The sequence below is a fragment of the Amycolatopsis sp. NPDC021455 genome, from assembly GCF_040640995.1.
In the GTDB taxonomy this organism is placed as follows: domain Bacteria; phylum Actinomycetota; class Actinomycetes; order Mycobacteriales; family Pseudonocardiaceae; genus Amycolatopsis.
In genome coordinates this window covers 100,692-114,470 of the sequence record NZ_JBFACT010000004.1, presented here as the reverse complement: position 1 = coordinate 114,470, position 13,779 = coordinate 100,692, and the positions used below count along the sequence as shown (strand labels likewise).

Genomic DNA, 13,779 nt, shown 5'->3' with positions numbered 1-13,779 from the left:
GAACTTCGAAAATCGCTTTCCGTCGAATTCATTGAACACGCGGAAAGGGGCTTTCCCCGCGTACGAGGAAAGCCCCTTTCCGGCGACACGGGTGCGCTCAGGAAGCCGCGCGGCGTTTCGTCCAGATGTCGTAGGCCACCGCCGCGAGCAGGACGACGCCCTTGACCAGCATGACCCGCTCGCTCGGCGCGCCGATCAGGGACATGCCGTTGTTGATCACGGCCATGATCAGGCCACCGGTGATCGCGCCGACCACCTTGCCGACGCCGCCCTGGACGGCCGCGCCGCCGATGAACGCCGCCGCGATCGCGTCCAGTTCGAAGTTGATGCCCGCCGTCGGGCCCGCCTGGTTGAGCCGGCCGGCGAAGATGATGCCCGCCAGCGCGGCCAGCACGCCCATGTTGACGAAGATCCAGAACGTCACCTGCTTGACCTTGACCCCGGACAGGGTCGCGGCCTGCAGGTTGCCGCCGACGGCGTAGATGTGCCGGCCGAAGACCGACTTCCCGGCCACCAGCGAGTAGCCGAGCACCAGCACCGTCAGCAGGATGAGCACCCACGGCAGGTTCTTGAACCGGGCCAGCTGCACGACCAGCGCCAGCACCAGCACCGCGATCCCGGCGAGCTTCAGCACGAAGACGGGGAACGGGTCCACGTCCTGGCCGTAGCCGAGCCGGCCCATGCGCTTGCGCCACTGGGTGAACACGATCCCGGCCACCGCGGCCACGCCGGCCAGCAGCGAGACCAGGTCGGCGCCGCCGAGCGGGCCGAGGCCGATGTTGCCGAGGTAGCCGTCGGTGAAGCCGTTCGACAGCGTGCGGATCGCGTCCGGGAACGGGCCGATGCCCTGGTTGCCCAGGACCGTCAGGGTGAGCGCCCGGAACGCCAGCATGCCGGCGAGCGTCACGATGAACGCCGGGATGCCGAAGTAGGCGACCCAGTAGCCCTGCCACGCCCCGATCACCGCGCCCACGACGAGGGTGATCAGCACCGCCCAGAACCACGGCATGTGCGAGTTCACCATCAGCACCGCGGACACCGCGCCGGTCATCGCGACGACCGACCCGGCGGACAGGTCGATGTGCCCGGAGATGATCACCAGGATCATCCCGATCGCGAGGATCAGCACGTAGCTGTTCTGCACGATGATGTTGGAGATGTTCTGCGGCTCCAGCAGCGCGCCGCCGGTGAGCACCTCGAACAGCACCACGATCAGCGCGAACGCGACGTAGATACCGCTCTGGCGCGGGTTGATCGAGATCCTCCGCTTGGAGCGCTCAACCGGGGGCACGGCGGGCCGCGCTTCGGTCGTGGTCATTCCCGTTCCTTAGTCATGTACTGCATCAGTAGTTCCTGGGTCGCTTGTTCGCGGGTCGCCTCGCCGGTGATCCGCCCCGCCGACAGCGCGTAGATCCGGTCGCAGAGCCCGAGCAGCTCCGGCAGCTCGGAGGAGATGACCAGCACGGCCTTCCCCTGCGCGGCCAGTTCGTTGATGATCGTGTAGATCTCGAACTTCGCGCCGACGTCGATGCCTCGGGTCGGCTCGTCCAGGATCAGCACGTCCGGGTCGGTGAAGATCCACTTGGCCAGCACGACCTTCTGCTGGTTGCCGCCCGACAGCTTCCCGGTCACGCTCTGCACGCTCGGCGCCTTGATCCGCAGGTCCCGGCGGTACCGGTTGGCCGTGTCGTGCTCGGCGTGCTCGTTGACCCAGCCGCGCTTGGCCAGCTTGCCCAGCCCGGCCGCGGACACGTTGCGCTGGATGTCCTCGATCAGGTTGAGCCCGTAGCGCTTCCGGTCCTCGGTGGCGTAGGCGATGCCGTGGCGGACGGCGTCCTGCACCGACCGGACCTCGATCTCCTCGCCGTGCTTGATGATCCGGCCGGAAATGTCCTTGCCCCACGACCGGCCGAACACGCTCATCGCGAGCTCGGTGCGGCCCGCGCCCATCAGCCCGGCCAGGCCGACGATCTCCCCGCGCCGCAGCGAAAGCGACGCGCGGTCGACGACGACCCGCCCGGCCTGGGTCGGGCTGTGCACCGTCCAGTCCTCGATCCGCAGCACCTCTTCGCCGATTTCCGGTTCCCGGGGCGGGAACCGGTGCTCGAGGTCGCGGCCGACCATGCCGGTGATGATGCGCTCCTCGGTCAGCCCGGCCGCGTCGAGCGTTTCGATCGTCTTGCCGTCACGCAGGATCGTGACGGTGTCGGCGATCGCCGTCACCTCGCCGAGCTTGTGCGAGATGATCACGCACGTGACGCCCTCGTCCCGCAGCCCGCGCAGCAGCTCGAGCAGGTGGGCCGAGTCGTCGTCGTTGAGCGCCGCGGTCGGCTCGTCGAGGATCAGCAGCTTGACCTCTTTGGACAGCGCCTTGGCGATCTCGACGAGCTGCTGCTTGCCGACACCGAGCTCCTGCACCGCCCGCGTGGCGTTTTCGGCGAGGCCGACGCGCTTGAGCAGCGCGCCGGCCTCGTGGTTGGTGCGGTTCCAGTCGATCCAGCCGCGCTTGGCCTGTTCGTTGCCGAGGAAGATGTTCTCCGCGATCGACAACTGGCCGCACAGCGCGAGCTCCTGGTGGATGATCACGATCCCGCGCCGTTCGCTGTCGCGCACCGACCCGAACTCGCACCGCTGCCCGTCGAAGGTGATCTCGCCGTCGTACGTCCCGTGGGGGTAGACGCCCGACAGCACCTTCATCAGGGTGGACTTCCCGGCGCCGTTCTCCCCGCAGATCGCGTGGATTTCCCCGCGGCGCACGGAAAGATTGACGTCCGACAGCGCCTTGACCCCGGGGAAGGTCTTGGTGATCCCGCGCATGCCGAGCAGTTCGGTCATTTCAGCTGACCTGCCGTGTAGTAGCCCGACTCGATGAGTTCCTTCTCGTAGTTGGTCTTGTCCACGGTGACCGGCTGCAGCAGGTAGGACGGGACGACCTTCTTGCCGTTGTCGTAGTCCTTGGTGTTGTTGACCTCGGGCTTGCCACCCTTGAGCACCGCGTCGGCCATCTGGACGGTGGTGTCGGCGAGCTTGCGGGTGTCCTTGAAGATCGTCGAGTACTGCTCACCGGCGATGATGGACTTGACCGAGGCGACCTCGGCGTCCTGCCCGGTGACGATCGGGTACGGCTGGCCGGCGGTGCCGTAGCCGTTGCTCTTCAGCGCCGACAGGATGCCGATCGACAGGCCGTCGTACGGCGAGAGCACGCCCTGGACCTTGGCGCCACCGGTGTAGGTCTTGGTGAGCAGGTCCTCCATGCGGCGCTGCGCGGTGGCCGGGTCCCAGCGGAGGATGGCCGCGCGGGCGAAGTCGGTCTGACCGCTCTTGACGACCAGCTTGCCGCTGTCCATCAGGGGCTTCAGGACGGACATCGCGCCGTTGAAGAAGAAGGTCGCGTTGTTGTCGTCCGGCGAACCGGCGAACAGCTCGATGTTGAACGGTCCCGCGCTCGTGCCCAGGCCCTTGACCAGCGAGTTCGCCTGCTCGACGCCGACCTTGAAGTTGTCGAAGGTGGCGTAGTAGTCGACGTTCGGCGAGTTGCGGATCAGCCGGTCGTAGGCGATGACCGGGATCTTCTTGTCGGCCGCCTCCTGCAGCTGGGTGGTGATGGCGGTGCCGTCGATCGAGGCGATGACCAGGAGCTTGGCGCCCTTGGTGATCTGGTTCTCGATCTGGTTCACCTGGGTGGGGATGTCGTTCTCGGCGTACTGGAGGTCGACCTTGTAGCCGAGCTTCTCCAGGGCGGCCTTGATGTTGTCGCCGTCGTGGATCCACCGCTCCGACGACTTCGTCGGCATGGTGACGCCGACGAGGGCGCCCGCGGCGCTCGCGGCGCCGGGCGCCGCCGTCTGGTCGGCGGTCTTCTGGCTCGAGCCGCACGCCGAGAGCGTCAGCGCGAGCCCCGCGGCCGCGAGCGCCGCGATTCCTCTGGTGAACTTCATCGTTCCTTCTTCCTTTCTCAGAAGCCCTGAGCGAGCCGGTGGTACGCCTGGTTCCAGCGGATGCGGTCGGCGAAGTCGTGCGGGGTCGTGTCCTTGTCGATGACCAGCAGTTCGACGCCGAGCAGGTTCGCGAAGTCGCGAAGGGTCTCCGTGCCCACGGCCTGGGTGAGCACGGTGTGGTGCGGGCCGCCCGCGGTGATCCACGACTCCGCGGACGTCGCCAGCGACGGCGCCGGCTGCCACACCGCCCGCGCGACCGGCAGGTTCGGCAGCGGCTCGTCCGGCTCGACGACGTCGATCTCGTTGGCCACCAGCCGGAACCGGTCGCCGAGGTCGACCAGGCCGAGGACGACGCCGGGCCCGGGGGCGGCGTCGAACACCAGCCGGACCGGGTCCTCCCGGTTGCCGATGCCGAGCGCGTGGATCTCGCAGGACGGCTTCGCCGCCGCGATGCTCGGGCAGACCTCCAGCATGTGCGCGCCGAGGATCTTCGGCGTGCCCGGCCCGAAGTGGTAGGTGTAGTCCTCCATGAACGACGTGCCGCGCTCGCGGCCGACGCTCATCGCCTTGACCGCGGCGAGCAGTGCCGAGGTCTTCCAGTCGCCTTCGCCGCCGAAGCCGTAGCCGTCGGCCATCAGCCGCTGCACGGCCAGGCCGGGCAGCTGGCGGAGGCCGCCGAGGTCCTCGAAGTTGGTGGTGAACGCGCCGAAGCCGCCGTCGGTGAGGAACTTCCGCAGGCCGGCCTCGATCTTGGCCGCGTAGCGCAGCGACTCGTGCCGCGCTCCCCCGGCCGCCAGGTCCGGCACAACGTTGTATTCCTCGGCGTAGCGCCCCACCAGCGACTCCACTGTGTCCTTTTCGGACACACTATCAACGATTTCGACGAGGTCGTTCACCCCGTAGGTGTTGACCGAGACGCCGAACCGCAGCTCGGCCTCGACCTTGTCGCCTTCGGTGACGGCGACGTCGCGCATGTTGTCGCCGAATCGGGCCAGCCGCAGGTTGCGCAGGTGGTCGGCACCGATCGCGGCCCGCGCCCACGCGTCGATCCGCGCGACGACGGCCGGGTCGGACACGTGGCCGGCGACGGTCTTGCGCGGCACGCCGAGGCGGGTCTGGATGAACCCGAACTCCCGGTCGCCGTGCGCGGCCTGGTTGAGGTTCATGAAGTCCATGTCGATCGTGGACCACGGGAGCGCCTCGTTGAGCTGGGTGTGCAGGTGCAGCAGCGGCTTGCGCAGCGTGTCCAGCCCGGTGATCCACATCTTGGCCGGCGAGAAGGTGTGCATCCACGCGATCACGCCGACGCACGAGGCGTCGGCGTTGGCCTCCTGCAGCACCCGGCGGATCGAGGCGGACTCGGTCAGCACCGGCTTGCCGACGATCTCGGCGGGGAGCCCGCCGGAGGCGGCCAGGAGCTGCTGGATGCGCAGGGACTGGCCGGCCACCTGCTCCAGGGTCTCCTCGCCGTAGAGGCCCTGGCTGCCGGTGAGGAACCAGACTTCGGGTTTCGACGCGCGCGTCATCATTCTCCTTGGAAGAAGTTCAGTGCTGGCCGTAGACGTTCTGGTACCGGGCGTAGAGCCGGTCGACGTCCTCGGGCGGCAGGGGTTCGGGCGTACCGAGCTCGAAGGCCTTGTGCACGGTGCGGGCGACGTCCTCGACCATCACCGCGGCCTTGACCGCGTCCCGCGCGGTGCGGCCGACGGTGAACGGGCCGTGGTTGCGCATCAGCACCGCCGGCGACCGGCTGGAGCGAAGCGTTTCGACGATGCCGCGGCCGATGGAGTCGTCGCCGATCAGGGCGAACGGCCCGACCGGGATCTCCCCGCCGAACTCGTCGGCGATCATCGTCAGCACGCACGGGATCGGCTCGCCGCGGGCCGCCCACGCCGTGGCGTAGGTCGAGTGCGTGTGCACGACCCCGCCGATCTCCGGCATGTGCCGGTAGACGTAGGCGTGCGCGGCGGTGTCGGACGACGGCGCGAGGTCGCCTTCGACGAGCTCGCCGTGCAGGTCGGTGACGACCATCGTGTCGGCGGACAGGTTGTCGTAGGACACGCCGGAGGGCTTGATGACCATCAGGTCCCGGCCGGGGACGCGCGCCGAGACGTTGCCCGCGGTCCAGATGACCAGCTTGTTGCGGGTCAGCTCGCTGTGCAGCTTCGCCACGGTGTCCCGCAGCTCGGCGACGGTGTCGAGGACTTCACCGGTCAGCGACATCAGGACCGTCCTTTCGCGACGGCGCGCTTGCGGGCGGCCAGCCGGTGCATGACATCGTTGCCGCCACGGCCGAAGTAGTCGTGCAGCTCGGTGTACTCGGCGTACAGCTCGTCGTAGGCGGTGACGTGCGCGGGCACCGGCTGGTACACCGCGCGCTCGACCGATCCCATCGCCTCGGCGGCGACGCGGACGTCCGGGTAGGCCCCGGCCGCGACGGCGGCGTGGATGGCCGATCCGAGCGCGGGTCCCTGCTCGGAGCCGATGACCGACAGCGGGAGGTTGGTGACGTCGGCGTAGATCTGCATCAGCAGCGCGTTCTTCACCAGGCCGCCGGCGATGATCAGCTCGGTGACCGGGACCCCGGCGGAGTTGAAGGTCTCGATGATCTTGCGCGTGCCGAACGCCGTGGCCTCCAGCAGGGCGCGGTAGACGTCCTCGGCGCGGGTGGCGAGGGTCTGGCCGACGATCACGCCGGACAGCTCGTGGTCGACGAGCACCGACCGGTTGCCGCTGTGCCAGTCGAGGGCGACCAGGCCGTGCTCGCCGATCTCCTGCTGCGCGGCGAGCCGGGTGAGCTGCTCGTGGCCGTCCTGGGCGAAGTGCTCGACGAACCAGCCGAAGATGTCGCCGACACCGCTCTGCCCGGCTTCGTACCCCCACAGGCCGGCGACGATGCCGCCTTCGACGACGCCGCACATGCCGGGGACCTCGCGCAGCTCGGCGCCGTTCATCACGTGGCACGTGGAGGTGCCCATGATCGCCACCATCTGCCCGGGCTCGACGGCTTGCGCGGCGGGCGCGGTGACGTGCGCGTCGACGTTGCCGACGGCGACCGCGATGCCCTCGGGCAGCCCGGTCCAGGCCGCGGCTTCCGCGGTCAGGCTGCCCGCACGGGAACCGAGCTGGCCCAGCGGGTGCTCGAGCTTGTCGGCGACGAACGATTCGAAGCCGGGTGCGAGCTCGCGGAGGAAGTCGCGGCTCGGGTACTGGCCGTCCTGCAGGATGCCCTTGTAGCCGGCGGTGCAGGCGTTGCGGACGTAGGTCCCGGTGAGCTGCCAGACGATCCAGTCGGCGGCCTCGACCCAGTGCCGCATCGCGGCGTAGACGTCCGGGGCCTCCTCGAACAGTTCCAGGCCCTTGGCGAACTCCCATTCCGAGGAGATCAGCCCGCCGTAGCGCGGGAGCCACTTCTCGCCGCGGGTGCGGGCCAGCTCGTTGATCCGCACGGCCTGCGGCTGCGCCGAGTGGTGCTTCCACAGCTTCACGTACGCGTGCGGGTTGCCTTCGAACTCGGGCAGTTCGCACAGCGGCGTGCCGTCCGCGGTCGTCGGCACCATCGTGCACGCGGTGAAGTCGGTGGCGATGCCGATGACGTCGCTGCCGTCGACACCCGCGTCCCGCAGCGCCGCCGGTACGGCGTTGCGGAGCACTCCGACGTAGTCCGCGGGCACCTGCAGCGCCCATTCCGGCGGCAGCGCGCGGCCGGTGGCGGGCAGCGTCTCGTCGAGCACCCCGTGCGGGTACTCGAAGACGGCGGAACCCAGTTCCGCCCCGTCACGGACCCGCACGACCACCGCGCGGCCCGACAGCGTGCCGAAGTCGACGCCGACGGTGAGTGGTTCTCCCACGGTGTCCTCTCCCACGGTGTCCTCCCTCCTGGATTGGTGACCGGGACGCGGCGCGGGCGGCGGTGAACGCGCCGCGTCCCGGGGTCTTAGCGGCCGGTGAGGACCAGCGTCGTCACCGAGTTGGCCGGCAGCGTCAGTTTCGACGTCGCGGCCAGGCCGGTGATCTCCCTGGTCTGCGGCACGATGGCGGTCGGCGCGGCGAGGCTGTTGCGCCCCGCCGGGTCGCCGGTGAGCGTGGTGAGCGTGCCGGTGCCGTCGACGGCGGTGACGCCGGTGAGCGACAGCCGTGCGGTCTGCACCTGCCCGGTCGGGTTGACGAGTTTGACCGTGAAGGTCTTCCTTCCGCTCTTCGTGGTCACGTTGACCACCTGCCGCAGGGGGCTGCCCTGGTTGAGGCGGCTGGTGACGATCTGCTTGCCCAGGGTGCTGGAGAACATCTGCTGCACCCAGTACGACGGCGAGGCGTAGCTCGTCCCGGCGTCGAAGCCGATCAGGTTGACCGGCCAGTTGGACTGGTTCTCCTGCACCAGCACCGGCGCGTACATCGAGCCGATGACGACGTCGCTGTTGCGCTCCAGCCCGGTGAGGAACGCGGCCTCGCCGATGGCGGCGGCCAGGGTGCCGGTGGGCCGGCCGTCCTGGGCGCCGTACTCGCCGACGAGGATGTCCGGGCCGCTGCGGTCGGCGGTGTCGTAGCGGGTCGAGTTGTCGGTGAACCACTGCGGCGACTGGTAGTAGTGGTCGTCCGCGGCGTCCGGCCGCATGCCCGGCGTGGTCGACGCGGCCCCGCCCTGCAGGCCGCCGGTGGTGGCCACGACGGTCAGCTGCGGGTACTTCGCCTTGATGGCGTTGTACATGTCCGTGTAGCGCCAGGCGTAGCTGCCGGAGCCGTCGAACCAGTCCTCGTTGCCGACCTCGACGTAGTGCAGGTCGAACGGCGCCGGGTGCCCGTCGGCGATGCGCTTGGCGCCCCACGTCGTGGAGCTGTCGCCGATGGCGTACTCGATCTCGTCGAGGGCTTCCTGGACGTACTGCGGGTAGTCGGCCTGGCTGACGTGCTGGCCGTTGAGGGTGTAGCCGGCGAACAGGGCCAGCAGCGGCTGGGCGCCGATGTCCTCGGCCAGCTTCAGGTAGTCGAGGATGCCGAAGCCGTCCGTGGACCAGTAGCCCCACGCGGTGTTCTGGTGGCCGGGCCGGTCTTCGAGCTTGCCGATGGTCTTCTTCCACTCGAACCGCGTGTCGAGGGTGTTGCCCTCGAGGTAGTTGCCGCCGGGGACGCGGAACAGGCCGAGCTTCATCGCGGCGAGCTTCTGCCCGAGGTCCGCGCGGACGCCGTTGGGCCGGTTCTTGAAGGTCGGCGGGAACAGCGACACCTGCTGGAACCAGGCGTCCCCGCTCAGCGCCTTCTTGCCCTTGTTCACCAGGGACACGACGATCCGGTTGTCGGTGGACGCGGTGATCGTCGACGGCGTGGTGAAGCTGAACGTCTGCTGCGCCCACGCAGGCCCGACCGGCTGGACGTCCTTGGTCGCCAGGACCGTGCCGTCCGGCTTCTCCAGGCTGACCCGGACGCCGCCGGTCCAGGTGCCCTTGGCGAAGAAGCTGCCGGTGTACTTGGTCGACGGCTTCGCGGCGACGCCGTAGAAGCCGACGTTCGCGGCCGCCATCCGGCCTGCGGCCGGAACGGTGTCCGCATGCAGCTTCAGCGAGCGGTCGAGTGCGGTGTTCAGCGGGGTCGCGGTGTCGATCGAGTAGGTGCCGGTGGCACCCGCCGAGGTGAGCAGCGACCAGTACGGCACCGGCGTGTTGCCCGCGCCGCTGCCGGGCTGGTAGCCCTCCTTGAACGTGCGGTTGCGGACGAGTTCGGCGTAGAGGCCGCCTTCGACCGAGTGGCTGATGTCCTCGAGGATCGAGCCGTACGTCGTCGGCCGGGTGTTGGCGCGGACGACATTGGCGTCGACGGCCAGCTGGTTGGCGCCGGCGAGGGTGCCGATCTGGGCCGCGGTGAGCGGGAAGCGGCGCAGCTCGACCTCGTCGACCGCGCCGGTGAAGCCGGAGCCGACTGTGAACGGCGCCGCCGCGGTGCCCGACGCCGGGCAGGCGGAGACGTCCAGGGTCGTGCCCGACGGCGTGCCGCAGGTGCTGGTGACCGCGGACGCGTCGCCGTCGGCGTAGACGGTGAGCCGCTGGGCGGCGCGGTCGAGGACCAGCGCGGCGTGGTGCCAGTTGCCGTCGGCGAGGCCGCCGCCGTTCGTGGTCACCTGGATCGTGCCGACGCGGGCCGTGAGCTTGCCGCCGGTCACGCCGAGGGCGTAGCCGTCGCCGTGGTCGACCAGGGTGCCGGACGCGGTGGTGCGGAACCACGCGGCCAGGGACAGCGAGCCGGTGCCGGTGTCGAACGCGGGCGAGGTACCCATGTCCACAGTGGACTTGCCGTCGAGCTGGACGGCCTTGCCGGCCGCGCCCGCGGTCCAGGTGGCGCCCTTCAGCGTGCCGTCGGCCGCGTTGGCCGAGGCGTCGCGGGTGACCGTGCCGGCGCCTTCGTCGAAGTGCCACGAGCCGCTCGCGGCCAGTGCGGCGACGGCGGACGCGGTCAGCGGCGTCGGGTACGCGCGGACGTCGTCGACGCCGCCGGCGAACCAGTCGGCAGGGCTGCCGGCCCACTTGCCGCGGCCGATCTCCAGGTGCCCGGACGCGGTCCACGGCGTGGTGAACGGGACGCTCTGCTGCAGGGTTCCGTTGACGTACAGGGAGAGCGTGCCCGCCGCCCGGTTGTAGACGCCGACCAGGTGCTGCCACTGGTCGGCCTGCGCGGGCAACGTCGACACCGCTGAGGATGAAGCGGTGTCGCCGTCACCCGCGCGGCGCGTGAACGCGAAGCGGCCGTCGGCGGCGCGCTGCAGGTAGAAGCCGCTGATCGTCGAGCCGTCGACGCTCACGGCGGTCCGGAAGCCGCCGGCCGCGGCCGGCTTGACCCAGGCCGACACCGAGAAGCTCTGCGCGGTGTCCACGACCGGGGCCGGGACGTCGACCGCGGCGTCGGTGCCGTTCAGGGCGACGCCGTGCGGGCCGACGACGCCGTCACCCCAGGCGGCGCCACCGGTCAGGGTGGCGGTGCGCGCGTCCAGGGAGTCGTCGGCCGTAGTGGTGCCGGTGCCCTCGTCGAGACCCCAGTGCCCGGCGATGGCCAGGCGCGCGGCGCCGGCGGCGGTCACGGCGCCCGAGTAGGCGCGGACGTCGTCGATCGTGCCGTCGACGAAGTCGACCGGGTTGCCGCCGTACTTGCCGCGGCCGATCACCAGGTGACCGGTGCCCGCCCAGGCGGTGGGCGCGGCGACGGTGGCCTGGCGGGTGCCGTCGACGTAGAGCGACAGCGTCGACGCGGCCGAGTCGTACACGCCGGTCAGCTGGTACCACTGGCCGGCGACGGGGTCGAAGTTCGCGCCCGCGACGACGCCGTCGGTCGGCGCGTCACCGGCCAGCCGGGTGAAGGCGAACCGGCGGGAGTCGTCGCGGAACTGCAGGAAGAAGTTGCTCACCTGGGTGCCGTCGACGCTGACGAACGTCTGGTACCCGGACGTCTTGTCGAGCTTGACCCAGCTGCTCACGGAGAAGCTCTTGGTCGTGTCGAGCACCGGCGCACCGGCATCGGCGAAACCGTTCGTGCCATCGGTCGTCAACGCACCACCGCGGATGCCCGGGCCCCAGCCCGCGCCCCCGGTCAGCGTCGCCGGGTGCGCGCCCGCGGTGTCGGCGGCGGTGGTCCCGCTGCCGTCGTCGAACGTCCAGTGCCCCGCCAGGCCCGGCTCCGGGTCCGCCGAAGCCGCCGGGGCGACCACGACCGGGACACCGGAGCACAGCGCCAGGGCGGCGAGCACGGCCATGGGCCGCCGCAGTCTGCGGTGCATGACTCTCCTTGACTGTGAGCCGAGGCGGAGCTTTCACGTGAAAGCCCCGCCTCGGAGCTAGCGGGTTCGGCGGGTGACGAGGCGTTGCAGGACGATGAAGACGAACAGGAGTGCCCCGGTGATGATCGAGGTCCACCAGGAGTTGAGGGTGCCGTCGAAGGTGATCAGCGTCTGGATGATGCCCAGCACCATGATCCCCAGCACGGTCCCGAGCACGTAGCCGGACCCACCGGTGAGGATGGTGCCGCCGATGACCACCGCGGCGATCGCCGTCAGCTCCAGGCCGACGCCGTTGAGCGGGTCGCCGGAGGACTTGTAGAGCACCAGCAGCAGCCCGCCGAGCGCCGAGCAGAATCCGCTGATCGTGTACACCGCGATCTTGGTGCGGCCGGTCTTGAGGCCCATCAGCATCGCCGACTGCGCGTTGCCGCCGATCGAGTAGACCGTGCGCCCGAACCGGGTGAAGGCCAGGACGTACGCCGCGGCGGCGACGACCACCAGGGCGACCACCACGCTGATCGAGATGTGCAACTCGCCGCCGAGCGGGATCTGCGTCTGGGCCAGGGTGGCGATCGTCGCGTTGTCGATCGAGTAGGCCTCGGTGGTGATCGTGTAGCAGAGGCCGCGGGCGAAGAACATCCCGATCAGCGTCGCGATGAACGGCTGGATCTCGAAGAAGTGGATCAGCGCGCCCATCCCGGCCCCGAGCAGGGCGCCGATCACCAGCACCACGGCGATCGCGGCGTACGCCGGCCAGCCGTGCTTCTGCATCAGGTCGCCGGAGATGACGGTGGAGAGGGCGACCACCGACCCGACGGACAGGTCGATGCCGCCGGTGAGGATCACGAACGTCATGCCGACCGCGACCACGAGCAGGAAGGCGTTGTTGATGAACAGGTCGAGGATGACCTGCCCAGAACCGAACGCCTCGTAGCTCGACGCGCCGAAGATGTACGCCCCGATCAGCAGCGCCATGGTGGCCAGGATGGGCAGGTGCCGCTGCTGCGGCCGGTAGCCCTTCACGCGGGCGAGGGTGGTCATGCGGTGACCTCGACCTTCTCCGGAGCGGGTGTGGGCGCCGGGGTGACCGGGTGAGCTCCACGTCGGCGGAACTTGCGGCGGAACGCGGGCGACAGCAGCAGGCACACCACGAGCACGACGATGGCCTTGAACAGCATGATCGACTCCGGCGGGATGCCGAGGGCGTTGACGGTGGTGGTGAGCGTCTGGATGAGCAGCGCACCGATCACCGAGCCACCGAGGGAGAACCGGCCGCCGGTCAGCTGGGTGCCGCCGACGACGACCGCGAGGATCGCATCCAATTCGATGAAGAGCCCGGCGTGGTTGGCGTCGGCGCTGTGCACGTTCGCGCTGATCATCAGCCCGGCGATGCCCGCGCACAGCGCGCAGAAGACGTAGACGAGCCAGGTCAGCCGCGCCGAGCGGAGCCCGGCCAGGCGGCTGGCCTCGGGGTTGCCGCCCACGGCCTCGACGAGCAGGCCGAGCGCGGAGCGGCGGACGAGCACCGACGCGAGCACGAACACGGCCAGCGCGATGAGGATGGCGCTGGGCAGCGTGAACAGGTACCCCTTGCCGATCCATTCGAACGAGTGGGAGTTGACGGTGATGATCTGCCCACCGCTGATCAGCTGCGCGATGCCCCGGCCCGCGACCATGAGGATCAGCGTCGCGATGATCGGCTGGATGCCCAGTGCCGCGACGAGCCAGCCGTTCCACACCCCGAGCACCAGCGAGAGGCCGAGTGCCAGGCCGAACGCGACCAGCGTCGTGCCGGCGCCGTCCGGGTTGTCGCTGATCCACAGGCAGGCGAGTGAGCCGCTGATCGCCACGACCGCGCCTACCGAGAGGTCGATGCCGCGGGTCGCGATCACCAGCGTCATGCCGATCGCGATGAGGATCAGCGGGGCGCCGTTCTTGAGGATGTCGACGAGGTTCCCGTAGAGGTGCCCGTCGAGGAATTCGATCTTGTAGAAGGACGGGCTCGCGATCAGGTCGCCCAGCAGCAGCACCAGCAGGGCCATCACGGGCCAGAAGAGCCGCTGTTTCGTCAAGCCTTTCAAG

General features: G+C 69.8%; 9 protein-coding genes. All 9 read right to left on the bottom strand.

The annotated features are described in order from the left end of the window. Window positions 1–97: 97 nt before the first annotated feature. The 9 genes from mmsB to AB0G28_RS07905 all read right to left on the bottom strand — a co-directional run bounded on the left by mmsB (window position 98) and on the right by AB0G28_RS07905 (window position 13,778). A complete protein-coding gene (gene mmsB / locus AB0G28_RS07945) occupies window positions 98–1,318 on the bottom strand; it encodes a multiple monosaccharide ABC transporter permease (protein ID WP_361084446.1) in 1,221 nt (406 codons plus the stop codon). Further along, entirely contained in the window at window positions 1,315–2,835 is a 1,521-nt protein-coding gene (gene mmsA, locus AB0G28_RS07940) for a multiple monosaccharide ABC transporter ATP-binding protein (RefSeq protein WP_361084443.1), read from the bottom strand. Before mmsA ends, mmsB begins: the two co-directional genes overlap by 4 nt. Continuing rightward, complete coding sequence (gene chvE / locus AB0G28_RS07935; protein WP_361084440.1) at window positions 2,832–3,938, bottom strand: multiple monosaccharide ABC transporter substrate-binding protein; 1,107 nt, start codon at window positions 3,936–3,938, stop codon at window positions 2,832–2,834. Before chvE ends, mmsA begins: the two co-directional genes overlap by 4 nt. 17 nt (window positions 3,939–3,955) lie before the next feature. Beyond that, window positions 3,956–5,464 carry an L-arabinose isomerase gene (araA, locus tag AB0G28_RS07930; RefSeq protein ID WP_361084438.1) on the bottom strand — a complete coding sequence of 503 codons (1,509 nt, stop codon included), beginning with the start codon at window positions 5,462–5,464 and terminating at the stop codon, window positions 3,956–3,958. A 19-nt stretch (window positions 5,465–5,483) separates the two neighbouring features. Next, a complete protein-coding gene (locus AB0G28_RS07925; protein WP_361084435.1) occupies window positions 5,484–6,161 on the bottom strand; it encodes an L-ribulose-5-phosphate 4-epimerase in 678 nt (225 codons plus the stop codon). Next, complete coding sequence (gene araB, locus AB0G28_RS07920) at window positions 6,161–7,789, bottom strand: ribulokinase (RefSeq protein WP_361085295.1); 1,629 nt, start codon at window positions 7,787–7,789, stop codon at window positions 6,161–6,163. Before araB ends, AB0G28_RS07925 begins: the two co-directional genes overlap by 1 nt. A gap of 86 nt (window positions 7,790–7,875) precedes the next feature. Then, complete coding sequence (locus tag AB0G28_RS07915) at window positions 7,876–11,697, bottom strand: LamG-like jellyroll fold domain-containing protein (RefSeq protein ID WP_361084433.1); 3,822 nt, start codon at window positions 11,695–11,697, stop codon at window positions 7,876–7,878. 57 nt (window positions 11,698–11,754) lie between these two features. Then, entirely contained in the window at window positions 11,755–12,738 is a 984-nt protein-coding gene (gene yjfF / locus AB0G28_RS07910; RefSeq protein ID WP_361084430.1) for a galactofuranose ABC transporter, permease protein YjfF, read from the bottom strand. Beyond that, window positions 12,735–13,778 carry an ABC transporter permease gene (locus AB0G28_RS07905; protein ID WP_361085292.1) on the bottom strand — a complete coding sequence of 348 codons (1,044 nt, stop codon included), beginning with the start codon at window positions 13,776–13,778 and terminating at the stop codon, window positions 12,735–12,737. Before AB0G28_RS07905 ends, yjfF begins: the two co-directional genes overlap by 4 nt. Between the last annotated feature and the right edge of the window lies 1 nt (window position 13,779).

Excerpts from the sequence above, each read along its gene's own strand:
- mmsB (WP_361084446.1), bottom strand. The coding sequence starts at position 1,318 with ATGACCACGACCGAAGCGCGGCCCGCCGTGCCCCCGGTTGAGCGCTCC.
- mmsA (WP_361084443.1), bottom strand. The coding sequence starts at position 2,835 with ATGACCGAACTGCTCGGCATGCGCGGGATCACCAAGACCTTCCCCGGG.
- chvE (WP_361084440.1), bottom strand. The coding sequence starts at position 3,938 with ATGAAGTTCACCAGAGGAATCGCGGCGCTCGCGGCCGCGGGGCTCGCG.
- araA (WP_361084438.1), bottom strand. The coding sequence starts at position 5,464 with ATGACGCGCGCGTCGAAACCCGAAGTCTGGTTCCTCACCGGCAGCCAG.
- AB0G28_RS07925 (WP_361084435.1), bottom strand. The coding sequence starts at position 6,161 with ATGTCGCTGACCGGTGAAGTCCTCGACACCGTCGCCGAGCTGCGGGAC.
- AB0G28_RS07915 (WP_361084433.1), bottom strand. The coding sequence starts at position 11,697 with ATGCACCGCAGACTGCGGCGGCCCATGGCCGTGCTCGCCGCCCTGGCG.
- yjfF (WP_361084430.1), bottom strand. The coding sequence starts at position 12,738 with ATGACCACCCTCGCCCGCGTGAAGGGCTACCGGCCGCAGCAGCGGCAC.